Origin of the sequence: Knoellia sp. S7-12 (assembly GCF_040518285.1) — a bacterium.
GTDB lineage: Bacteria > Actinomycetota > Actinomycetes > Actinomycetales > Dermatophilaceae > Knoellia.
Genome location: NZ_CP155449.1, coordinates 2,680,654 through 2,702,312, shown reverse-complemented (window position 1 = coordinate 2,702,312; position 21,659 = coordinate 2,680,654). Strand labels below are relative to the sequence as shown.

Below are 21,659 nucleotides of genomic sequence, written 5' to 3'. Positions count from 1 at the left end.
CGAGGACACCCCGATGCTGACAGCGCGTCCCCAGATCCACTCGCCGGCTGACGAGCCGATCGACCAGAGCCTGCTCGACGGGCGCTCGCAGAGCGTCGGTCACCTTTTCCGTGAACGAGTCGCAGCCACTCCCGATCGGACGGCGTTCATGTACGCCAAGGTCGGCGCCGGCGCCGACGGTGCCGACGAGTGGGTGAACGTCAGCTGGGCTGCGGTCAAGGAACGCGTCTATGCGCTCGGCGCGGGGCTCGTGGCCCTGGGCGTCGGTCCCGAGGAGCGGGTCGCCGTGGCATCAGGCACCTGCTACGAGTGGGCGCTCGCCGACCTCTCGGTCATGGTGAGTGGCGGTGTCACCACGACGATCTACCCGACGACCATCGACGACGACGTCCAGTTCATCCTCAGTGACTCGCAGAGCAAGGTCGTCTTCGCCCAGGACGCAGAGCAGGTCGCGAAGCTTCGGCGGATCCGCGACGGCCTTCCCGGGCTGACCAAGGTCGTCACCTTCGATGCAGAGGCCGCCACGGGTGAGGACGACTGGGTCATCTCCCTCGACGGGCTCGAGCAGCTGGGCAGGTCCGGCCTCCAGCGCGACCCGGGGCTGGTCGACGCCCGCATCGACAGCATTACCCCAGACCGCCTCGCCACGATCATCTACACGTCGGGCACGACGGGTCGACCCAAGGGCGTGCGCCTGCTGCACGACACCTGGACCTACCAGGGCGCGGCGATCCAGGCGATGAACATCCTCGACGAGACCGACCTGCAGTACCTCTGGCTCCCGCTGGCCCACGTCTTCGGCAAGGTCTTGCTGACCTTCCCGCTGCAGCTCGGCTTCGCCACCGCGATCGATGGTCGGATCGACAAGATCGTCGACAACCTGGCCGTGGTCCAGCCGACGTTCATGGGTGCCGCTCCGCGCATCTTCGAGAAGGCCTACGGCCGGATCACGATGATGATGGAGGAGGAGGGCGGGCTCAAGCTCAAGCTCTTCAACTGGGCCAGCGGGGTGGGCCGTGAGGTCAGCGAGCTGCGTGAGCAGGGCAAGGAGCCGAGCGGCATGCTCGCTCGCAAGTACGCCATCGCCGACAAGATCATCATGAGCAAGATCCGCGAGCGGTTCGGTGGGCGCGTTCGCTTCTTCATTTCCGGCTCGGCGGCCCTCAACGTCGATGTGGCGCGCTGGTTCGACGCGATGGGAATGCAGGTCGCCGAGGGATACGGCCTCACCGAGTCCAGCGCGGCCGCCTTCGTGGCCAGGCCCAATGCCTACCGCTACGGCACCGTCGGCTGGGCCATTCCTGGTCTCGAGTGCCGCATCGCCGAAGACGGTGAGGTGATGCTCAAGGGTCCCGGGATCATGAACGGCTACCACAACAACCCCGAGGCCACAGCCGAGGTGCTCGGCGCCGACGGGTGGTTCCACACGGGCGACATCGGTGAGCTGGACGAGCGCGGGTTCCTCAAGATCACCGACCGCAAGAAGGACCTCTTCAAGACGTCCAACGGCAAGTACGTCGCCCCGTCCATCATCGAGTCGACGTTCAAGGGCATGTGCCCCTATCTCAGCCAGTTCATCGTCCATGGGGCCGATCGCAACTTCGTATCCGCGCTCATCACCCTCGACCCGGACGCCATCCAGGGCTGGGCCGCCGCCAACGGGCTGGGCGACAAGACCTACGCCGAGATCGTCACGTCCGACAAGGCGCACGCGATGGTGCAGGGCTACGTCGACGAGCTCAACGCCGGGCTCAACCGCTGGGAGCAGATCAAGAAGTTCACGATCCTCGACTCCGACCTCACGGTGGACAGCGGTGAGCTCACCCCGAGCCTGAAGCTCAAGCGCAAGGTCGTCACGGAGCGTTACCGCGACTCCTTGGACGCCCACTACGCCGGCAGCTGACCCAGGGCTCCAGGCCGACCCAGCGCCACCTTCGTCCCCCTCTTCAGTCCTCGATGAGGGGGACGAAGCGGTAGGCGCCGTGGATCTCGACCTGCGCATCCCCGTCGGCGACCCCGTCGCGGTCGAAGCTCGGGTCGCGCGTCACCCGGTGCATCCAGCCCAGCACCGGGATGACCATGACGCCACGGGGCACAAGTTGGTCGACGAGAGCCCGGGGGAGCGTGCGCGCCTCCGCCGACACGAGGATCCGGTTGAACGGCCCGTCGCTTGGTGACCCGAGCACCCCGGGAGTGGCGAGCGTCACGCGAGCCCACGGCATACCCGTGCGTTGAAGGTTGGCGGCGCCCACGTCCCGCAGCGCGGGCACTCGCTCGACGCCGATCACCGATCCGGATGGACCGGTGAGGTGCGCGAGCAGCGCTGTCGTCCAACCGGACCCGGCACCGACGTCGAGGACGCGATCGCCCGCTTGAACGCCGAGGAGCTCGAGCATCGCGGCAACGGTGCGTGGTTGGGAGTTCGTCTGGCCGTGCCCGATCGGCAGCGGCCCGTCCCGACCGGCGTGCCGGCGCTCGCGAAGGGGCAGGAAGTCCTGACGCGGCCACGCCGCCATCGCCTCCGCCACCCGCTTCACATCGTCCATCACCCCAGTGTGCGCGCGGCTTTGGGCCCGACCCGCAGCGAACGTACCCTTGGCCCATGCACCCCCGTACTCCTGGCGACTCCCTGTTCCCCGCGCTCGAGCCACTGCTCGAGCAGGTGAGCAAGCCGATCCAGTACGTCGGCGGCGAGCTCAACTCCACGGTCAAGGACTGGAACGTCGGAGGAGAGCACACCATCAGATGGGCGCTCATGTACCCCGACGCCTACGAGGTCGGTGTCCCCAACCAGGGCTCGATGATCCTCTATGAAGTCCTCAACGAGCGCCCTGACGTGTTGTGCGAGCGCACGTATGCCGTGTGGCCCGACATGGAGGCCCTCATGCGTTCGCAGGGGGTTCCGCAGTTCACCGTCGACGCGCACCGCGCGATCGGTGACTTCGACGTCCTCGGGGTGTCCTTCTCGACCGAGCTCGGCTACACCAACCTCCTCACGGCGCTCGACCTCGGCGGCATCCCGCTGCACGCCCGCGACCGCGTCGACGGCGACCCGCTCGTCATCGCCGGTGGCCACGCGGCGTTCAACCCCGAGACGCTCGCCGACTTCATCGACGCCGCGATCATCGGCGACGGCGAGGAGGCCGTCCTCATGGTCACCGCGCTCGTGGCCGCTTGGAAACGCGAGGGTATGCCGGGTGGTCGCCGTGAGCTGCTCCTGCGCCTTGCGCGCACCGGCGGGGTCTACGTGCCCGCGTTCTACGACGTGTCCTACCTGCCCGACGGACGCATCCAGCGCATCGCCCCGACCGAGCCCGGTGTCCCGTGGCGGGTCTCGAAGCACACGGTCATGGACCTGGACGCGTGGCCCTACCCGAAGCAACCGCTCGTGCCGCTCGCCGAGTCCGTGCACGAGCGCATGTCGGTCGAGATCTTCCGCGGCTGCACGCGGGGTTGCCGGTTCTGCCAGGCTGGAATGATCACCCGCCCGGTGCGCGAGCGCTCCATCACCGGCATCGGCGAGATGGTCGAGAAGGGCCTCGCCGCAACGGGATTCGAGGAGGTGGGCCTCCTCTCACTGTCGAGCGCCGACCACTCCGAGATCGCCGACCTCACCAAGGGCCTGGCCGACCGCTACGAAGGCACGCAGACCGGGTTGTCCCTGCCGTCGACCCGGGTCGACGCGTTCAACATCGACCTCGCCAACGAGCTCACCCGCAACGGTCGTCGCTCCGGGCTGACGTTCGCGCCCGAGGGTGGCAGCGAGCGGATCCGCAAGGTCATCAACAAGATGGTCACCGAGGAGGACCTCATCAAGACCGTGTCGGCCGCCTATGGCGCGGGCTGGCGCAACGTCAAGCTCTACTTCATGTGCGGGCTGCCGACCGAGACCGACGAGGACGTCCTCCAGATCGCCGAGCTCGCCAAGCAGGTCATCGAGACCGGGCGCCAGGTCAGCGGCCGCAAGGACATCCGGTGCACCGTGTCGATCGGTGGGTTCGTGCCCAAGCCGCACACGCCGTTCCAATGGGTCGGGCAGCTCTCCTCGGACGAGACGGACGCGCGGCTCGCAAAGCTTCGCGACGCCATTCGCGCCGATCGCCGCTTCGGCTCCTCCATCGGCTTCCGCTACCACGACGGCAAGCCCGGCATCGTCGAAGGACTCCTCTCGCGCGGTGACCGACGCGTCGGCGCCGTCATCGAGCAGGTGTGGCGCGACGGCGGCCGCTTCGACGGCTGGAGCGAGCACTTCTCCTACGAGACGTGGATGACCGCCGCCGATAAGGCGTTCACCGCGAGTGAGTGGCCGATCGACGTCGACTGGTACACCACTCGCGAGCGTGAGGAGTCCGAGTTCCTGCCCTGGGACGTCGTGGACTCCGGCCTCGACAAGGAATGGCTCTGGCAGGACTGGCTCGACTCGCTCGACGAGACCGAGGTCGACGACTGCCGCTGGACGCCGTGCTTCGACTGTGGCGTCTGCCCGCAGCTCGGCACCGAGATCGAGGTCGGCCCCACCGGCAAGGTCCTCCTGCCGCTCACTGTCCTTGGTGCCGGCAAGGCCGCCATGGCCGAGCACACCCACGCCTGACCGAAAGCCTGTGGGTATGCCGTTATGTCGCGTCGCAGACGAACATGCCGTTCGCCGCTGTCCCATCCGCGCTGCGCGCGTAGACCGCGCTCCGCGCTCCCGCCAGGCCCAGCCGGCGGCGAACGGCACGTTCAACTGCTCGCAGGCACGGCACCTTCCAGCGTCCTCGGCAAGGCCTCGGCCGGTGCGGATGTCATCGGAAGGGGAGTGCGGGTCCCACGCTCTGCGTGGGCCGGCATACCCGTCGGCATGGCCAACGCGGCCATCTTCGAACGCATGCCGGTCCCGGGAACGGGATCAGGGCGCTGGATCTATGTCGCCAACGTCTTCGTCCTGCCCGAGCACCGTCGACAGGGCATCGCGGCAGACCTCATGTCAGCCATCACGCAGTGGGCTCGAGCCGAGGGCATGGTGCGCATCGTCCTCGCTCCGAGTGAGATGTCGATCCCGATCGGCTTCCGGCCCGCCCACGCCCTCATGCGCCTCGACCTCGTCTGACGCGTTGTCGGTGGGCAGTGCCACTCTGAGGGCATGAGCCGCACGATCCAGGTCACCTTCGACGCCCACGACCCCCGCGCGCAGTCGACCTTCTGGGCTGCTGTGCTGGGTTACGTCATTCCGGGGCCGCCCGGTGTCGAGCTGCCCGACGGTGCCGATCCGCTCGCTGCGTGGACCGAGTTCCTCAGCAAGGTCGGTGTGCCGGAGTCCCAGCACAACTCTCGCTCGGCGATCGAGGACCCAGACGGGGACGGTCCGCGCGTGTTCTTCCAGCAGGTGCCCGAGGACAAGGCCGCCAAGAACAGGGTGCACCTCGACGTCCGGGCGGCACCCGGGCTCGATGGCGACGAGCGCATGGCCGCGCTGGAGGCCGAGTGCGACCGCTTGGTGGCGCTCGGTGCGCAGCGGACCCGCAGGTTCGAGCCGCAACCGCCGATGGAGGCCGGCTTCATCGTCATGGCCGATCCTGAGGGCAACGAGTTCTGCTTGGACTGAGGGTCAGATCAGGGGTGGCTCGGGGGCGGCCCCGATGTCGGTGCGGCACGGGGTTCGCGAGGCTGGCTCCATGACTTGGTTCGCCGCTCTCGCCGTGGTGTGGCTCCTCATGGCAGCGCTCGCCTGGCAGGCGCACAAGCGGGGGAGCGCACGGATCGCGCGTCGGTGGACAACCCGCCTGTATGCCGTGACACTCGTCCCGCTCACCGCCCTCGTCGTGGGTGTGGCCCTGATCGGCGTGCAGCTCGCCTTCGACCAGGCGGGCAGCGAAGTGGCCGTTGCGGCAACCACGCCCTACGCCCAATGGCTCGCTCTGGCCATCAACCTCGTCGCCGTCGACATCGTCATCCGCCGCCGCGACGTCCCCGCTCGCACTCGGCCCGGGGTGACGAGCACGGGACCGGCCGGCACACAGATTCATGAGGCATTCACCTTCGGAGCGGCATCCAGTCCTCGCCCGTGACTAGGTTGAGTGGACCCTGGATCCCCGACGAAGGAACACCCATGAACTTCACCCGTGCCGCCGTGATCGGCGCTGCGACCCTGCTCGCGCTCGCACCCCTGGCCGTCTCTGCGACCGGTGCCAACGCTGCGCCCGCCACACCCACGGCCGCTGCTGGCCGGGGCGAGGCCCTGCGCGTGGCGACCTACAACCTCTCGCTCAACCGCAACACCGAGGGACAGCTCGTCACCGACCTGTCGACGCCCGACAACACGCAGGCCAAGGCCGTCGCCGAGGTCATCCAGCGCACCAACCCGGACGTCGTCCTCCTCAACGAGTTCGACTACGTCGAGGGTGGCGCCGCTGTCGACCTGTTCCGTGACAACTACCTCGAGGTCGGACACAACGGAGCGGCTGCGGTGGAGTACCCCTACGCCTTCGTCGCGCCATCCAACACCGGCATTCCGAGCGGCTTCGACCTCAACAACAACGGCACCATCGGCGGTGGTGACGATGCGTTCGGCTTCGGGCTCTTCCCGGGCCAGTACGGCATGGTCGTCCTGTCCAAGTACCCGATCCAGACAGAGTCCGTCCGCACGTTCCAGAACTTCCTCTGGAAGGACATGCCCGGCAACGTCATGCCGACGGAGTTCTACTCGCCGCAGGAGCAGGACATCCTCCGGCTCTCGAGCAAGTCGCACTGGGACGTCCCTGTCACGGTCGGCAAGCGGACGGTCCACGTCCTCGCCGCGCACCCGACGCCGCCGACCTTCGATGGTCCCGAGGACCGCAACGGTCGTCGCAACCATGACGAGATCCGCTTCTGGGCCGACTACGTCACGCCCGGCAAGGGTGGCTACATCTACGACGACGAGGGCGCTCGCGGTGGGCTCAACCCGAGCTCGAGCTTCGTCATCCTCGGTGACTACAACGCTGACCCGTTCGACGGTGACTCCTACGACGGTGCGATTCACCAGCTGCTCGACAACAAGCGAATCGTCGACCCGAAGGCCACGTCCGCGGGTGCCGTCGAGGCAGCAAGGCTCCAGGGTGGCGCGAACCTCACCCACAAGGGCGACCCGAAGTACGACACGGCCGACTTCGCCGACGGTGCGCCCGGCAACCTGCGCGTCGACTACACGCTGTTGTCGCGCAGCTTCACCGTCAAGGACGCTGGCGTCTTCTGGCCGGTCAAGGCCGACCCGCTGTCGCGCCTCACCGGCGAGTTCCCGTTCCCGACGAGCGACCACCGCCTCGTGTGGGCAGACGTCACCTTGCGCTGATCGTCCCTGATCACCAGCGTTCGGTATGCCGTGGCACCCGCCGGTGCCACGGCATACGTCGTCGCGGGCCAGCGTCTCGGACGTCCGCGGTTGACACAGCCGTGAAATAGGCTGGGCCGACCATGGCACGACGCACCCCTGAAGGCCCTCCGCCGCCACTCGCGGTCCAGAAGCTCCGCATTCGCTACGCCAAGCGTGGTCGTCTGCGTTTTTCCTCGACGCGAGACTTCGCGCGTGCCCTGGAGCGAGCGCTCCGGCGCTCCGGCGTGCCGATGGCGTTCTCGGCCGGCTTCCACCCGCACCCCAAGATCAGCTATGCCAACGCGGCGCCGACCGGCACGGCCAGCGAGGCCGAGTACTTCGAGATCTCGGTGACCGAACGCGTCAACCCCGAGGCTGTGCGCCTCGCACTCGACGAGGCGTTGCCGCCCGATCTCGACGTCATCGAGGTCGTCGAAGCCGGTCCCGGCAGCCTCGCCGAACGCCTCGAGGCGAGCGTCTGGCGTCTCGAGATGCGTGGGGTCACCTTCGAGACCCTCGCGTATGCCGTGGAGCGCTTCCTCGCGGTCGAGCTCGCCGAGGTGACCCGCACGTTCAAGACGGGACCCAAGACGTTCGACGTCCGCGCGGCCGTCGTGTCGATGGTCGCCACCGAGAGCGATGACGGCTCGTGTGCGATACTGCAGATGGTCGTTCGGCACACCACACCGTCCGTTCGCCCCGATGACATCCTGACCGCACTGCGCGCAGTGACTGAGCTCAGGCCACCGGTCCCACCTCTGGTGACCCGACTGGCCCAGGGCCCACTGCTCACCGCGGCTGCCGGGGTGGCTGATCCACTGGCCGCCGACAAGGACGCCGTCGGTTCCTGATCGGTTGCCGCAGCGGAGTTCAAGCCGCGCGAAACCCCTGGGGAACAGCACACGACTTCCGTGTCGGGCAATCTCACCCGCCACGATCACGATACGAGCCCCACGGGGTCGGCAGGTCCGGGCAAAAACCCAGACGGTGTGGCTGACGGCCACGTGGCGCCGAGAGGGTCACAGCCCATGGCTACCCAGGACGAACCCACCACCCAGAACGACGGGGCCGCACAGGACAACACGGCTGGCGAGGCCGCCGAGTCAGCGCCCGCCAAGGCTCCCCGTCGTCGCCGCGCGACCAAGAAGGCCGCCGCCCCCGTGACCACCGAGGTCACGGCCGACGCTGCGGCCGAGCCCGCCGCGCAGCCGGCAGAAGTGCCCGCAGCAGACGAGGCCATGGAGGCCACTGAGGCCGCGCCGAAGAAGCGGGCGGCCAAGAAGACCGTCAAGAAGGCAGCGAAGAAGACGACCCGCGCCAAGAAGACCGTCGTCGCCGAGCCGGAAGCTCCCGTCGAGGAGCCCGTCCTCTTCGGCGAGCCCGCCCTGGTCGAGGAGCCCGTCGAGGACGAGGACGCCACCGCACCGGTCGAGGCCGAGAAGGACACCGCTCCCGCAAGCGTTCCGTCGTTCGGTCTGCTCTTCCAGGCTCCGGACGTTGCCGCCGCGCCCCGCCGACGCCGTGCGACGGCTCCGGCGCAGGCACCCAGCGAAGGCACCATCGACCCGGCGCGGGAGGCTGAAGCCCCCGCTCCGACGCAGGACACGCCCGCCAAGGCTGAGGTGACTGCCAAGGCCGACAAGCCGGTCCGGTCCCGCCGTGGCGCCAAGGCTGCCAAGGTCGTCGAAGCGGCTGAGCCGGTCGAGGACGACCTGGCGACTGACGACGAGACGAACGACGAGGACAGCCGCGAGGACTCCGGCGACGAGCCCCAGGACGGTGGCCGTCGCCGCCGTCGCGGTGGCCGTGGCCGTCGAGGACGCGGTGGCAACGACCGCTCCGACGACAACGCCGCCGACGACGCCACCTCCTCCGACCGTGCGGACTCCTCCGACGAGTCCGATGACGAGGACGGCGACGACACCGACACCAACGACCGCGCGGATGACAGCGCCGACGGCGAGACCGGTGATGGCGGCACGAACCGTCGCCGCCGTCGTCGCCGCCGTTCCGGCTCCTCCGCCGAGGGCGACGACCCGCCCGGCACCGTCACCAAGGTGCGCGAGCCCCGCGAACCCCGTGAGTCCCGTGAGTCCCGCAAGGAGCGCGAGCGCAGCGACGAGCCGACCGCAGTCAAGGGTTCGACCCGCCTCGAGGCCAAGAAGCAGCGTCGCCGCGAGGGCCGCGAAGCCGGTCGCCGCCGCACGATCATCACCGAGGCCGAGTTCCTCGCCCGCCGTGAGTCGGTCGAGCGCGTCATGACTGTGCGCGGCAAGGGCGACAAGACCCAGATCGGTGTCCTCGAGGACGGTGTCCTCGTCGAGCACTACGTCTCGCGCGAGACCAACGCCTCGATGGCCGGCAACGTCTATCTCGGCCGCGTCCAGAACGTCCTGCCCTCGATGGAGGCCGCCTTCGTCGACATCGGCAAGGGCCGCAACGCCGTCCTCTATGCCGGTGAGGTCAACTGGGACGCCGCCGGTCTCGAGCAGAACCGCGCCAAGCGCATCGAGAACGCCATGGGCTCCGGTGACACGGTCCTCGTCCAGGTGACGAAGGACCCGATCGGGCACAAGGGTGCACGCCTCACGAGCCAGATCTCGCTCCCGGGCCGCTACCTCGTCTATGTCCCCGAAGGGTCGATGACGGGCATCTCCCGCAAGCTTCCCGACACCGAGCGCGCTCGCCTCAAGGCCATCCTCAAGGAGGTCGTGCCGGACCACGCAGGGGTCATCGTGCGCACGGCCGCCGAGGGCGCCTCGGAGGAGGAGCTTCGCGCCGACGTCGAGCGCCTCACCAAGGCCTGGGACAAGATCCAGCAGAAGGTCGCCTCCGCGGCGTCCAAGAAGGCTGGCAGCGGCGGCGCCCCCGTCCTGCTCCACGGTGAGGCTGATCTCACGGTCCGCGTCATCCGTGACGTCTTCACCGAGGACTTCAGCGAGCTCATCGTCTCGGGTGACCAGGCGTGGTCCGAGGTCAGCGGCTACGTCGAGGACGTCGCCCCCGACCTCGCCAAGCGCCTCACCCACTGGACCTCAGAAGAAGACCTGTTCGCCCACCACCGTGTCGACGAGCAGATCTCCAAGGCGATGGACCGCAAGGTGTGGCTCCCCTCCGGTGGCTCACTCGTCATCGACCGCACCGAGGCCATGACGGTCGTCGACGTCAACACCGGCAAGTTCGTCGGCTCCGGCGGCAACCTCGAAGAGACTGTCACCAAGAACAACATCGAGGCCGCCGAAGAGATCGTCCGCCAGCTCCGGCTGCGCGACATCGGCGGGATCATCGTCATCGACTTCATCGACATGGTCCTCGAGTCCAACCGTGACCTCGTGGTCCGGCGCCTGCTTGAGTGCCTGGGGCGCGACCGCACCAAGCACCAGGTCGCCGAAGTCACCTCGCTGGGACTCGTCCAGATGACCCGCAAGCGCGTCGGTTCGGGCCTCATCGAGGTCTTCTCCGAGCAGTGCGCGCACTGCGACGGCCGCGGCATCCTCGTCCAGAGCGAGCCGGTCGACCGGTCCGGCACCCAGAACGAGCACGGCCACTCCAACGGAGCGGTCAGCGGTCCCGGCAACGACAAGGCCAGCGGCTCGTCCGGTCGTGGCCGCAGCCGTCGCGGCAAGGGCGGCGAGTCGAGTCAGGCTTCTGCGCCCAGGGACACCCCTGCCGAGGAGTCCGCACCGGCCCACAGCGGCCCGACCGCGGCCCAGATCGCGGCCGCAGCCCACGCCGCAGCGATCAAGTCGATGTCTGGCGAGCCCACTGAAGATGGCGTCGCCGACCTCGCCAGCCCGCCCGCTGGCGCGTCGAGCGAGTCCAGCGAGTCCAGCGAGTCGACCACTACCGAGCCCGGCAAAGCCCCCACGCGCGCCGAGAACGCGCCCGCGACGGTCATCGCCGAGGTCGGTCGGCCGGACGAGGCCGGCGACGCCGAACCCACCCGTCCGGTCGTGGCCGAACCCGCCCCGATCGACGAACCTGTCGTCCGCCCGCGTCGCAAGCGTGGCCGGGTCGTCGCCCCAGCCGGTCCGCCGAAGGCCGCGGATTTGGAGCAGGGCGAGAACGACCGCTAATCTTGTCCGTCGGTGCGCCCACCGAGCCGATGTCCTGTGTCTTTGGTGTTCTCACGAACACACGAGCCACGGGGTAGCTATCAGCCGGTCATCCAGAGCGAGTGCATCCTGATTCGAAAGTGAGCTCCACTGTGTACGCGATTGTTCGCGCAGGTGGTCGGCAGGAAAAGGTCTCCGTCGGAGACGTCCTGCTGATCGACAAGGTCGGCCGTGCCGGCGACAGCATCGACCTGACCCCGCTTCTGGTTGTGGACGGCTCGACCGTCACCTCCGACGCCACGAAGCTGGCCAAGGTCTCCGTGAAGGCCGAGGTCGTCAAGGCGGCCAAGGGTCCCAAGATCGTGATCATGAAGTACAAGAACAAGACCGGTTACCGCAAGCGTCAGGGTCACCGTCAGCACCTGACCCAGATCAAGATCACCTCGATCGACGCCTGAGCGTCCGTCCACAGACTCACGAAGGTAGAGAGACATGGCACATAAGAAGGGTGCAGCCTCGACCCGTAACGGTCGCGACTCCAACTCCCAGCGACTCGGCGTGAAGCGCTTCGGCGGCCAGCTCGTCGGCGCGGGCGAGATCATCGTCCGTCAGCGCGGCACGCACTTCCACCCCGGTGAGGGCATCGGCCGTGGCGGAGACGACACGCTGTTCGCGCTCATCGCGGGCAACGTGCAGTTCGGCACCAAGCGTCGTCGCAAGGTCGTCAACATCGTTCCCCTGGAGACCGCAGCTGCGGAGTGACTCCATCGGTGAGAGCGGGTATGCCGTGAGCTGAGCTCCGGCACACCACCTCACCACCGCGAAGGGCGGGCTGGATTCCGATCCGGCCCGCCTTCTCGTTTCCCCCATGACTTGCGCTTGCGTCTGCGCCGACGGTTGCCAGAGCAGCCACATCCGCAGACGCAAGAGGGACTTGGGCGCGCCCGTAGACTGGGCCCCCAGATCATCTCCGTGCACATCAGCCCCACGCACTCCGCACCACCACCGGAAGCAGGAATCACCCATGGCCGTCAACTTCGTGGACCGCGTCGTCCTGAACGTCGCGGCCGGTGACGGTGGGCACGGCGTGGCCTCGGTGAAGAAGGAGAAGTTCAAGCCGCTCGGTGGGCCCGACGGCGGCAACGGTGGTCGGGGTGGCTCGGTCATCCTCGCGGTCGACCCGCAGTCGACGACTCTGCTCGACTACCACCACACGCCGCACCGTCGCGCCCCCAACGGCAAGCCCGGTGGCGGTGACGAGCGCAACGGCGGCGATGGTGCCGACCTCGTCCTGCCCGTCCCCGAGGGCACGGTCGTCAAGAACGCCGCCGGTGACATCCTCGCCGACCTCGTGGGACACGACGCCACCTTCGTCGTCGCCTCGGGTGGTCGCGGCGGCCTGGGCAACAAGTCGCTCGCGTCCGCGCGACGCGTCGCTCCTGGCTTTGCCCTCCTCGGCGAGCCCGGCGGTTCCCTCGAGATCGTGCTCGAGCTCAAGTCGCTCGCCGACGTCGCCCTCATCGGCTTCCCGAGTGCCGGCAAGTCCTCGCTCGTGTCGGTCGTCAGTGCGGCCAAGCCCAAGATCGCCGACTACCCCTTCACGACGCTCATCCCCAACCTTGGTGTGGTCACCGCGGGCAGCATGCGCTACACGATCGCCGATGTCCCCGGCCTCATCCCCGGCGCGAGCGAGGGCAAGGGCCTCGGCCTTGAGTTCCTGCGCCATGTGGAGCGCTGCTCGGTCCTCGTCCACGTCGTGGACTGTGCGACGCTCGAGTCCAACCGCGACCCGATGAGTGACCTCGACGTCATCGAGGCCGAGCTCGCTGCCTATGTCCCCGATGACAGCCTCGGTGGTCGCCCGCTCTCCGAGCGCACTCGCATCGTCGTGCTCAACAAGGCCGACGTTCCCGACGCCCTCGACCTGGCCGAGATGGTCAAGCCGGACCTCGAGGCTCGCGGCCTCGAGGTCCACATCGTCAGCGCAGTCGCCCACACCGGACTCAAGGAACTGACGTTCTCCCTCGCCAGGCACGTCACCGAGGCCCGCAAGGAGATGGAGGCCCTGATCGTCGAGCGTCCGCGCACCATCGTGCGGCCCAAGGCCGTCGACGACGCCGGCTTCACGGTGCGCAAGGAGAACACCCCGGATGGCGAGGTCTTCCGTGTGCTCGGCGACCGGCCCACCCGCTGGATCCACCAGACCGACTTCTCCAACGACGAGGCCGTCGGCTACCTCGCTGACCGCCTCAGCCGCCTCGGTGTCGAGGAGCAGCTCTATCGGGCCGGGGCCGTGGCTGGCTCGACCGTCGTCATCGGTCCCGAGGACAACTCGGTCGTCTTCGACTGGGAGCCCACGATGGCTGCTGGCGCCGAGCTGCTCACTGGCCCCCGTGGCACCGACCTGCGCCTCGGCGAGAACGACCGCAAGAGCCGCGGCGAGAAGCGCGAGGAGTTCCACGGTCGCAAGGACGCACAGACGGCGGCTCGCGAGACGCTTGCAGCCGAGCGCAAGGCCGGCCACTGGGCCACCGCGCTCGACGACGACGAGTGAGCGCGGGCCGTGGGCACTGAGGCGGTCCTGCGCGCCGCGATCGGCGGTGCGCACCGTGTCGTCGTCAAGGTTGGCTCGTCCTCACTCACCGGCCCGGGCGGCGGCGCCATCGACGATGCGCGTCTCGTCGCGCTCGTCGCCCACCTCAGTGCCGTCCGCGCCCGCGGGGGAGAGGTCGTCCTCGTCTCGTCCGGAGCCATCGCCGCCGGCCTGGGCCCGCTCGGCCTGACATCCCGGCCCCGTGACCTCGCGACCCAGCAGGCCGCAGCCAGCGTGGGGCAGGGAGCGCTCGTCGCGGCATACGCCCGAGCGTTTGCCCACCACCACCTCACTGTCGGCCAGGTGCTCCTCACCGCCGACGACGTCACCCGACGCACCCACTACACGAACGCCCGACGGACCCTGACGCGACTGCTCGACCTCGGCATCGTGCCGATCGTCAACGAGAACGACACCGTCGCCACCCACGAGATCCGCTTCGGCGACAACGACCGGCTGGCCGCCCTCGTCTCTCACCTCGTCGGCGCCGATGCCCTTGTCCTGCTCACCGATGTCGACGCCCTCTATGACGGGCCGCCCTCGCGGGCAGGCTCGCAGCGGATCTCTGCGGTCCTGTCGGGCGAGGACCTCGCCGGAGTCGAGATCGGAGGCACCGGGAGCTCGGTCGGCAGTGGTGGCATGGCCACCAAGGTGGAGTCGGCAGGCATCGCCGGTGCGGCCGGCATACCCACCGTTCTGTCGCGTCTCGCGGATGCCGGACACGCCCTCGCAGGTGACGACGTCGGCACCGTCTTTGCGCCGCAGTCGCGTTCGCGGGCATCGCGCCAGCTCTGGATCGCCCACGCCACCACCCCTCGCGGCCGGCTCATCGTCGACGAGGGGGCGGTGACGGCACTGACCAAGCGGCGCACGTCGCTCCTGCCGGCCGGAATCGTCGAGGTGCAGGGCACGTTCACCGGCGGGGACCCGGTTGACGTGTGTGGCCCCGACGGGCGGGCCATCGCTCGCGGTCTCGTCAACTACTCCTCGGGCGAGCTGCCGCCCATGCTCGGACGCAGCACGCACGACCTGGCGCGCGACCTCGGAGCGGCCTACGAACGTGAGGTCATCCACCGCGACGACCTCGTCATGCTCTGACCGGCCCTCTCTGGCAAGGGTTCTCGGGCACGCACTGAGACATGGGCGGCGAGGACTGCGGCTGTCGCCGCGCCCGGAGGGTCAGTGGAGCTGCTGGACCTCGAACTGCATCCGCGGCTCGGCGATCGCGTCCTGCGACTGGACGAGCTGCAGTTCGCGTCTCCCCGAGTCGAGCGTGACCTGCAGCAGGTCGAAGACACTGGACACCGTGCGCCCCAATGCCACTCCGGCGTCACCGGACTCGAGCAGGTGTGCGGTGAAGAGGGCAGCGGTCACGTCCCCCGACCCGTTGGCCTTCATCGGCAGCTGCGGCGTCTGGACGATCCACGCACCGTCACCGTGGACAGCGAGCATCTCGATCGTGCCCTCGGGCCGGTCCGGGCGCAGCACCGAGGTCACGAGCACCGTCGACGGGCCCATCGCGCGTGCCTTCTCGACGGAGGCGAAGGTGTCTTCGAGCGTCTCGGGCTCGGTCTCGGTGAGGTAGCCGAGCTCGAACTGGTTGGGCGTGATGAGGTCGGCCTGGGGCACGACGCGCTCGCGCAGCAGCACGGGGATGGCGGGGTGGACGAAGCAGCCCGACTTCGCGTTGCCCATCACCGGGTCGCACGCATAGATGGCCTGGGGGTTGGCGTTCTTGACCCGGGCGACGGCGTCGAGGATGACGTCCCCGATCTCCTCGCCGCCCTGGTAGCCAGACAGCACCGCGTCGATCTCGGGCAACGCCTCACGCTCCTCGATCCCGGTGATGACCTCACGCACATCGTCGGCTGCGAGCAGTGGGCCGCGCCACGCGCCGTAGCCGGTGTGGTTGCTGAAGTGCACCGTGTTGACCGGCCACACCTCGACACCGAGGCGCTGCAGCGGGAAGACAGCGGCACTGTTGCCGACGTGGCCGTAGGCCACCGAGGACTGGATGGAGAGGATCGTCGTCACGCCCGCCATCCTCCCACCTCGCCCTCACGTCCCTGAGATGCCTGTATGCCGTCGGCTCGCCTCCGCTGCGGGCCGCCGGACATGCAGTGCTCGCCCCAGAGGGTGGGGCGACGTGCGCGTCGTGGTGCGGGCCGGAGTCCGGGCGGTGGGCATTGCATGTCCGTGGGTTCGCAGCGGACCTACGCTGGGTGCATGTCTTCAGAGCTCAACCCGGCGGACATCGTCCGCGTCGCCGATCTCGCAGGCAAGGCCCGCGAGGCCTCGAGGCGGCTGGCCCTGCTCAGTCGGGCCGACAAGGACCAAGCCCTCCGCGCGCTCGCCGACGCCCTCGATGGAGCGACCGAGCAGATCGTTGTGGCCAACGTCGAGGACGTCGAGCGCGGTCGGGCGAGTGGCATGGACGACGGCCTCATCGACCGCCTGACGCTGACGCCCGAGCGGGTCGCCGCAGTGGCCGACGCCGTGCGTGACATCGCCGCGCTGCCTGACCCGGTCGGCGAAGTCGTGCGCGGTTCCACGCTCGCCAATGGCCTCCAGATCCGCCAGGTCCGGGTCCCCATGGGGGTCATCGGCATGATCTATGAGGCCCGACCCAACGTCACCGTTGACGCGGCCGGGCTCGGGCTCAAGTCCGGCAACGCCGTCATCCTTCGTGGCGGGTCGGCAGCGGAGTCGACCAACAGGGCACTGGTGGCCGTGATGCGCGACGCCCTGGAGGCACAGGGTCTGCCGGCCGATGCCATCGGACTGCTTGACGGTGGCCGCGACGCTGTGCGGGCACTGCTCACCGCCCGCGGCCAGGTCGACCTCATCATTCCGCGCGGGGGAGCGGGGCTCATCCAGACCGTCGTCACCGAGTCGACCGTCCCCGTGATCGAGACCGGCGTGGGCAACTGCCATGTCTATGTCGACGCGGCCGCCGATCTCGACAAGGCGCTCGCGATCACGGTCAACGCCAAGACGCAGCGCCCGAGCGTCTGCAACTCGGCTGAGTCGCTGCTCGTCCACGAGTCCTTGCGCGAGCAGTTCCTGCCCAAGGTCCTCGCGGAGCTGGCGGGTGCAGGAGTGGTGCTCCACACGGATCCGGGCGCCGGCAGTGCGGCGGAAGCGGCCGGCATACCCCACGTCCCGGCGACGGACGAGGACTGGGACACCGAATATCTGGCGCTCGAGATGGCGGTGGCCGTCGTCCCCGACCTCGACGCCGCGCTCGCCCACATCCGCGCGCATTCGAGCGGGCACACGGAGGCCATCGTCACCGAGGACCGTGCGGCCGCACGCCGCTTCACGACCGAGGTCGACGCGGCCGCGGTCATGGTCAACGCGTCCACGCGGTTCACCGACGGTGGTGAGTTCGGCTTCGGCGCCGAGATCGGCATCTCCACCCAGAAGCTCCACGCCCGCGGCCCGATGGCGCTGCCCGAGCTGACGACGACGAAGTGGATCGTCGAGGGAGACGGCCAGATCCGCTGACGGGTGCGGCTCAGCGCAGTCCGAGCCGCTGGACGGCATCGCTGACGACGAGGAACCCGACGATGCCCAGGACCCAGCCGAGCATCTCGTCCTTGTTGCGCTGCAGCCACGTGTGCACGCGCTCGAGCAGGGGCCCGACCTGGCGATGGGCGGCAAAGCGCAGTCCGAGCAGGGCCAGCGCGGGCACCACCATGACGACGACGTATGCCGCGAGCAGACCTGCGTTGCCGACGAACCCCACTCCGGCGGTGGTGAGCAGACCGATGGCGGCCAGATAGGGAAGCATCGACGCGGCCTCGATGACCCCGGCGCCGAGTGCGACGGTGGTGACGGTGCGCAGCGACGCGTCCGGGCCCATCGCCCGCGAGGTCCAGCGCTCCATCCGGGTGGGCCGACCCATGCGTCGGGCTCGACGTGCTTCACCGCGTTTGCGGGTGAACGCGAAGCTGCCCAGGAACAGCCCGGCCCCGACGACGAGCTGCGCCCAGAGGAAGGGGCGGGACTCCGTGACGTCGGCGACCGAGTCCGAGACTCCCTTGAGCGCCTCGGCGCCACCGAGGAGGGCTAGGCCGAGCAGCCAGTAGAACGCCGCGATCACCGCGAGATAGGCGAGGACGGCGGCGGCGCGAACGCGCGGTTGGACGAGCATCCACACCGGCACTCCCAGGGTGCCGAAGCTCGTGCTGTCGATGAGCGCGAGCACGGCCAGACCGCCGAGTGCTGTGAGCTCCATGAACTACCCCTCCTGCTTTCCGCACAACTGCATCAGAACGTGTGGTGTCAGTGAAGCACAATCTGGCACGTCTGTGCGAAAATAGCCTCGTGCCCAAGATCGTCGACCACGAGCAGCGCCGAGCCGAGCTCGGTGCCGCCGTCCGTCGGGTCGTGGCCCGCAGTGGGGTCGGAGGAGCGACGGTGCGCGCGGTGGCTACCGAGTCGGGCTGGTCCATGGGGGCGTTGCGCTACTACTTCGCGACCCAGTCCGAGATGCTCGACTTCGCCGTGAGCGCCATGCTCGACGACATCCCCGCGCGCATGCAGATCGTGCTCGAGACCCAGGAGCCCGGGATCGAGCGGGCGCAGGCCGTCCTCGAGGAGATGCTGCCCCTTGACGAGGACCGGCTGGCCGAGGTACGGGTCTACCTCGCCTTCATGGCGCGGGTCCGCACCGAGGACGGCCGACCGGGGTTGGCGCAGCAGACGTGGCACGGCGAACGGCACGTCTGCGGGCTCGCGATCGCCGACGTCACCGGGCTCGATCACCCGACCCAGGTCGGTGTCATCCCCGCAGCGCTGGTCTCAGCTGTCGACGAGCTCCAGGTCTTCGTGGACGGCCTGAGCTTCCTGGGGGCCACCCTTCCGGCCCAGCTCACCCCCTCGAAGTCACGCGCCCTGCTGCGAGCCCGGCTCGACTCGCTCGCCCGTTGAGGTCTGGGCCGACTCGAGCGAGTCGTGGGCGATGAAGTAGGTCGGCCGAGCCTGCATCGCGGCATACATCCGCCCGACGTACTCGCCCAGGATGCCGAGCGCCAGCAGTTGGACGGCGCCCACCGCCGCCACGATGACCACAGTCGAGGTCCAACCGGGGAGGGCGTGGCCGAGAACGCGGGCGAACACGGCATACACCAGAACGCCGAAGGCGGCGAGGCCGCCGAGGAGCCCCAGCCAGGTGGCGAAGCGCAGGGGAGCGAGCGAGAAGCCGGTCACCGAGTCGACGGACAGGCGGATCATCTTGGCGAGGGGGTATTTCGACGTCCCGGCCGCGCGCACCTCCCGTGTGTAGCCCACGGAGCCGGACGGGAAACCCAGCGCCGGCACGACAAAACGCAGGACGCGGTTGTGCTCGGGGAGGGAGTTGACGGCGTCCACGGTGGCGCGGGACATGAGGCGGTAGTCGCCGGCGTCCACGGGGGCATCGATGTCGGCGAGCCGGCGGATGGACTTGTAGAACAGTCGCGCCGAGACGCGCTTGAACGCCGTGTCCGTCGACCGGTCCTCGCGCACGCCATAGACGACGTCGACGCCGTCCTCGCGGGCGATCCGCAGCATCTCGGGGATGACCTCGGGCGGGTCCTGCAGGTCGGCGTCGAGCGTGACGACGTAGGCGCCTCGGGCGCGCTGCAGCCCTGCCGAGATCGCGGCCTGGTGGCCAGCGTTCGCACGCAGACGCACGATCCGCAGCTGCGGCCACTCGCGCCGCAGGCGCTCGAGGAGGACCGGTGTCGCGTCGCTGCTGCCGTCGTCGACGGCGACCACTTCGTATGCCGTGCCGATCCCGTCCGCGAGCCGGCGCAGCCGTGCGACCAGCAATGGAAGGACGGCCTCCTCGTTGAACATCGGGATGACGATGCTCAAGGTGATGGCTGGAGCAGGTGCAGGCATGGGGTTCAGCGTAAGGGGCTGGTGCGCCCGGCACGTCCGGACCTGCCACGTGCGAGTGCCCCATGAGTCACCGAAGGCCCCCGACGTATGAGATCGGGGGCCTTCAGCGCCGGGGCTAGCCCTTATTCATGTGAGTCGGTCGTTCCCGACGGGCGGACCCGTCGAGGGGGCCACACGACAGTGGCGTCGTCCCGGCTGGACCGGGACGAACTTCGACTCTGGCCGACGGCCGCGGTGTGCCCCGCGATGTCGCTCGCGGTGTGGGTTGCCCCCCACCCGGTCCCGGTTCACCGGGGCCGGTGGCACGTCCGTTCTCCTTCGACCCGACTTCCACCCGTGCCCGAAGGCCAGAGCGGTTGTTCGTGGGGTCTTGTTTATCGGTCAAACCCCTTGTGGCGCAAGATGATCGGCGAGTTTCTCGCCAAGCGGTGACGCCCGCGCGTGTCGTCCACAGGCTGGAGGCCCTCGCCACGCTCCCATGCACAGGCCTGTGGACGGCGCCGGTGGACAACGGTGACGGTAGGCTGCCACCCATGACGTCGCACGCCGCCCGAGTTCTCGCCGAGGAAGCCGCCTCGCACGATCTGCCGATGCCCGCATGGGGCTTCGCTGTCCTCGCCCTCGCGGCCTTTGCCCTGCTGCTCGCCCTGACGTGGGCCTTCCGCGGCAACGCGCAGAAGCACACGCCCGACAGCGAGCACAACGACCACCACTCGACTGACCTGGCGCACGCGCACGGCGGCACGATGCACGATCAGAGCGAGCACTGAGCGCACCGCGACGTCGCCTGGGCGTGATGGGTGGGACCTTTGATCCCATCCACCACGGCCACCTCGTGGCTGCCTCCGAGGTGCAGTCCCAGCTCGATCTCGACGAGGTCATCTTCGTGCCCACGGGCCAGCCGTGGCAGAAGGCCGAGCGCGTGGTCAGTGAGCCCGAGCACCGCTACCTCATGACCGTCATCGCGACCGCGTCGAACCCTCGCTTCCAGGTGAGTCGCGTCGACGTCGACCGCGAGGGCCCGACCTACACGATCGACACCCTGCGCGACCTGCGGGCCCAGCACCCCGATGACGAGCTGTTCTTCATCACCGGCGCCGACGCCCTGGCCCAGATCCTGTCGTGGAAGGACATCGACGAGCTCTGGGACCTCGCCCACTTCATCGGGGTCACGCGCCCCGGCTACGAATTGTCCGAGTCCGGGTTGCCGGAGGACCGTGTCACCCTTCAAGAGGTGCCGGCCATGGCCATCAGCTCCACCGACTGCCGAGAGCGGGTCGCCGACGGCGAGCCGGTCTGGTACCTCGTGCCGGACGGCGTCGTCCAGTACATCAACAAACACCATCTGTATGCCGCGGCGCAGGCTGCGTCGTCCGACGCACCGTCCGCAGCACCCAAGGAGTCTCGTGCCCGCCACTGACCGTTCCCTCGAGCTCGCTCGCGCCGCCGCCCACGCGGCCGCCGAGAAGCTCGCCACCACCATCGTCGGCATCGACGTGAGCGAGCAGCTCGCGATCACCGACATCTTCGTCATCGCCTCGGCCGAGTCCGAGCGCCAGGTCGGCGCCATCGTCGACGAGGTCGAGGACTCCCTGCGCGCCATGGGCTCCAAGCCCGTGCGCCGTGAGGGGCAGCGCGACGGTCGCTGGGTGCTCATCGACTTCGGCGACATCGTCGTCCACGTCCAGCACGACGACGAGCGTGAGTTCTATGAGCTCGAGCGTCTCTGGAAGGACTGCCCCGAGGTCGACCTCGGGACAGTGGGCACGGAGCAGCAGGGCTGACGGTGGCT

The 21,659-nt window shown here is 68.9% G+C and carries 21 protein-coding genes; 17 read left to right on the top strand and 4 right to left on the bottom strand.

Annotated features, from left to right (window positions below; genetic code table 11):
* The first annotated feature begins 13 nt into the window (after positions 1-13).
* The gene (locus V6K52_RS12975; protein ID WP_353950529.1) at positions 14-1,903 is read left to right on the top strand and encodes a long-chain fatty acid--CoA ligase; all 1,890 of its coding nucleotides are present in this window, start codon (positions 14-16) and stop codon (positions 1,901-1,903) included.
* 43 nt (positions 1,904-1,946) lie between these two features.
* Here V6K52_RS12975 and V6K52_RS12970 read toward each other — a convergent pair whose 3' ends face one another.
* Positions 1,947-2,546 carry a protein-L-isoaspartate carboxylmethyltransferase gene (locus V6K52_RS12970; protein ID WP_353950528.1) on the bottom strand — a complete coding sequence of 200 codons (600 nt, stop codon included), beginning with the start codon at positions 2,544-2,546 and terminating at the stop codon, positions 1,947-1,949.
* A 56-nt stretch (positions 2,547-2,602) separates the two neighbouring features.
* On the opposite strand from V6K52_RS12970, the gene V6K52_RS12965 reads away from it, so the two are divergent.
* The 11 genes from V6K52_RS12965 to proB all read left to right on the top strand — a co-directional run bounded on the left by V6K52_RS12965 (position 2,603) and on the right by proB (position 15,076).
* Positions 2,603-4,591, top strand: a complete 1,989-nt coding sequence (locus V6K52_RS12965; protein WP_353950527.1) for a TIGR03960 family B12-binding radical SAM protein — start codon at positions 2,603-2,605, stop codon at positions 4,589-4,591.
* 207 nt (positions 4,592-4,798) lie between these two features.
* Positions 4,799-5,089: a GNAT family N-acetyltransferase gene (locus V6K52_RS12960; RefSeq protein ID WP_353950526.1), complete on the top strand. Its 291-nt coding sequence runs from the start codon at positions 4,799-4,801 to the stop codon at positions 5,087-5,089.
* 33 nt (positions 5,090-5,122) lie between these two features.
* Positions 5,123-5,584, top strand: a complete 462-nt coding sequence (locus tag V6K52_RS12955; RefSeq protein WP_353950525.1) for a VOC family protein — start codon at positions 5,123-5,125, stop codon at positions 5,582-5,584.
* Between the two features lie 70 nt (positions 5,585-5,654).
* Complete coding sequence (locus V6K52_RS12950) at positions 5,655-6,047, top strand: hypothetical protein (protein WP_353950524.1); 393 nt, start codon at positions 5,655-5,657, stop codon at positions 6,045-6,047.
* A 41-nt stretch (positions 6,048-6,088) separates the two neighbouring features.
* Positions 6,089-7,309: an endonuclease/exonuclease/phosphatase family protein gene (locus V6K52_RS12945; protein WP_353950523.1), complete on the top strand. Its 1,221-nt coding sequence runs from the start codon at positions 6,089-6,091 to the stop codon at positions 7,307-7,309.
* A gap of 122 nt (positions 7,310-7,431) precedes the next feature.
* Positions 7,432-8,181 carry a TIGR03936 family radical SAM-associated protein gene (locus tag V6K52_RS12940; RefSeq protein ID WP_353950522.1) on the top strand — a complete coding sequence of 250 codons (750 nt, stop codon included), beginning with the start codon at positions 7,432-7,434 and terminating at the stop codon, positions 8,179-8,181.
* 177 nt (positions 8,182-8,358) lie between these two features.
* Entirely contained in the window at positions 8,359-11,406 is a 3,048-nt protein-coding gene (locus tag V6K52_RS12935; RefSeq protein WP_353950521.1) for an Rne/Rng family ribonuclease, read from the top strand.
* A gap of 131 nt (positions 11,407-11,537) precedes the next feature.
* On the top strand, positions 11,538-11,843 hold the full coding sequence (gene rplU, locus V6K52_RS12930; RefSeq protein WP_353953778.1) for a 50S ribosomal protein L21: 306 nt from the start codon (positions 11,538-11,540) through the stop codon (positions 11,841-11,843).
* A gap of 34 nt (positions 11,844-11,877) precedes the next feature.
* Positions 11,878-12,147, top strand: coding sequence for a 50S ribosomal protein L27 (gene rpmA / locus V6K52_RS12925; RefSeq protein ID WP_353950520.1), 270 nt, complete (start codon positions 11,878-11,880; stop codon positions 12,145-12,147).
* A 262-nt stretch (positions 12,148-12,409) separates the two neighbouring features.
* On the top strand, positions 12,410-13,939 hold the full coding sequence (obgE, locus tag V6K52_RS12920) for a GTPase ObgE (RefSeq protein WP_353950519.1): 1,530 nt from the start codon (positions 12,410-12,412) through the stop codon (positions 13,937-13,939).
* 9 nt (positions 13,940-13,948) lie between these two features.
* The gene (proB, locus tag V6K52_RS12915; protein ID WP_353950518.1) at positions 13,949-15,076 is read left to right on the top strand and encodes a glutamate 5-kinase; all 1,128 of its coding nucleotides are present in this window, start codon (positions 13,949-13,951) and stop codon (positions 15,074-15,076) included.
* Between the two features lie 81 nt (positions 15,077-15,157).
* Here proB and pdxY read toward each other — a convergent pair whose 3' ends face one another.
* Positions 15,158-16,012 (bottom strand): pyridoxal kinase PdxY, encoded by an 855-nt coding sequence (gene pdxY / locus V6K52_RS12910; protein ID WP_353950517.1) that lies wholly within the window; start codon positions 16,010-16,012, stop codon positions 15,158-15,160.
* Between the two features lie 192 nt (positions 16,013-16,204).
* Between pdxY and V6K52_RS12905 the strand changes: the two genes are divergently transcribed.
* On the top strand, positions 16,205-17,485 hold the full coding sequence (locus tag V6K52_RS12905; protein ID WP_353950516.1) for a glutamate-5-semialdehyde dehydrogenase: 1,281 nt from the start codon (positions 16,205-16,207) through the stop codon (positions 17,483-17,485).
* Positions 17,486-17,495: 10 nt separating this feature from the next.
* On the opposite strand, the gene V6K52_RS12900 is transcribed toward V6K52_RS12905, so the two are convergent.
* Positions 17,496-18,218: a GAP family protein gene (locus V6K52_RS12900; protein WP_353950515.1), complete on the bottom strand. Its 723-nt coding sequence runs from the start codon at positions 18,216-18,218 to the stop codon at positions 17,496-17,498.
* Positions 18,219-18,307: 89 nt separating this feature from the next.
* On the opposite strand from V6K52_RS12900, the gene V6K52_RS12895 reads away from it, so the two are divergent.
* Positions 18,308-18,913 carry a TetR family transcriptional regulator C-terminal domain-containing protein gene (locus V6K52_RS12895; protein WP_353950514.1) on the top strand — a complete coding sequence of 202 codons (606 nt, stop codon included), beginning with the start codon at positions 18,308-18,310 and terminating at the stop codon, positions 18,911-18,913.
* Here V6K52_RS12895 and V6K52_RS12890 read toward each other — a convergent pair.
* The gene (locus tag V6K52_RS12890; protein ID WP_353950513.1) at positions 18,869-19,867 is read right to left on the bottom strand and encodes a glycosyltransferase family 2 protein; all 999 of its coding nucleotides are present in this window, start codon (positions 19,865-19,867) and stop codon (positions 18,869-18,871) included. The genes V6K52_RS12895 and V6K52_RS12890 overlap by 45 nt on opposite strands.
* Positions 19,868-20,400: 533 nt before the next feature.
* Here V6K52_RS12890 and V6K52_RS12885 point away from each other — a divergent pair.
* The 3 genes from V6K52_RS12885 to rsfS are packed head-to-tail and all read left to right on the top strand — an operon-like array spanning position 20,401 to position 21,651.
* Positions 20,401-20,637, top strand: a complete 237-nt coding sequence (locus V6K52_RS12885) for a hypothetical protein (protein WP_353950512.1) — start codon at positions 20,401-20,403, stop codon at positions 20,635-20,637.
* Entirely contained in the window at positions 20,634-21,287 is a 654-nt protein-coding gene (nadD, locus tag V6K52_RS12880) for a nicotinate-nucleotide adenylyltransferase (protein ID WP_353953777.1), read from the top strand. Before V6K52_RS12885 ends, nadD begins: the two co-directional genes overlap by 4 nt.
* On the top strand, positions 21,274-21,651 hold the full coding sequence (gene rsfS / locus V6K52_RS12875) for a ribosome silencing factor (RefSeq protein ID WP_353950511.1): 378 nt from the start codon (positions 21,274-21,276) through the stop codon (positions 21,649-21,651). The genes nadD and rsfS overlap by 14 nt, the downstream gene beginning before the upstream one ends.
* Positions 21,652-21,659 lie beyond the last annotated feature (8 nt).

What these genes read in the sequence shown, in the direction of transcription:
- V6K52_RS12975 (WP_353950529.1), top strand. Translation starts at nt 14, where the DNA reads ATGCTGACAGCGCGTCCCCAGATCCACTCGCCGGCTGACGAGCCGATC.
- V6K52_RS12970 (WP_353950528.1), bottom strand. Translation starts at nt 2,546, where the DNA reads ATGGACGATGTGAAGCGGGTGGCGGAGGCGATGGCGGCGTGGCCGCGT.
- V6K52_RS12965 (WP_353950527.1), top strand. Translation starts at nt 2,603, where the DNA reads ATGCACCCCCGTACTCCTGGCGACTCCCTGTTCCCCGCGCTCGAGCCA.
- V6K52_RS12955 (WP_353950525.1), top strand. Translation starts at nt 5,123, where the DNA reads ATGAGCCGCACGATCCAGGTCACCTTCGACGCCCACGACCCCCGCGCG.
- V6K52_RS12950 (WP_353950524.1), top strand. Translation starts at nt 5,655, where the DNA reads ATGACTTGGTTCGCCGCTCTCGCCGTGGTGTGGCTCCTCATGGCAGCG.
- V6K52_RS12945 (WP_353950523.1), top strand. Translation starts at nt 6,089, where the DNA reads ATGAACTTCACCCGTGCCGCCGTGATCGGCGCTGCGACCCTGCTCGCG.
- V6K52_RS12940 (WP_353950522.1), top strand. Translation starts at nt 7,432, where the DNA reads ATGGCACGACGCACCCCTGAAGGCCCTCCGCCGCCACTCGCGGTCCAG.
- V6K52_RS12935 (WP_353950521.1), top strand. Translation starts at nt 8,359, where the DNA reads ATGGCTACCCAGGACGAACCCACCACCCAGAACGACGGGGCCGCACAG.
- rpmA (WP_353950520.1), top strand. Translation starts at nt 11,878, where the DNA reads ATGGCACATAAGAAGGGTGCAGCCTCGACCCGTAACGGTCGCGACTCC.
- obgE (WP_353950519.1), top strand. Translation starts at nt 12,410, where the DNA reads ATGGCCGTCAACTTCGTGGACCGCGTCGTCCTGAACGTCGCGGCCGGT.
- V6K52_RS12905 (WP_353950516.1), top strand. Translation starts at nt 16,205, where the DNA reads ATGTCTTCAGAGCTCAACCCGGCGGACATCGTCCGCGTCGCCGATCTC.
- V6K52_RS12900 (WP_353950515.1), bottom strand. Translation starts at nt 18,218, where the DNA reads ATGGAGCTCACAGCACTCGGCGGTCTGGCCGTGCTCGCGCTCATCGAC.
- V6K52_RS12890 (WP_353950513.1), bottom strand. Translation starts at nt 19,867, where the DNA reads ATGCCTGCACCTGCTCCAGCCATCACCTTGAGCATCGTCATCCCGATG.
- V6K52_RS12885 (WP_353950512.1), top strand. Translation starts at nt 20,401, where the DNA reads ATGACGTCGCACGCCGCCCGAGTTCTCGCCGAGGAAGCCGCCTCGCAC.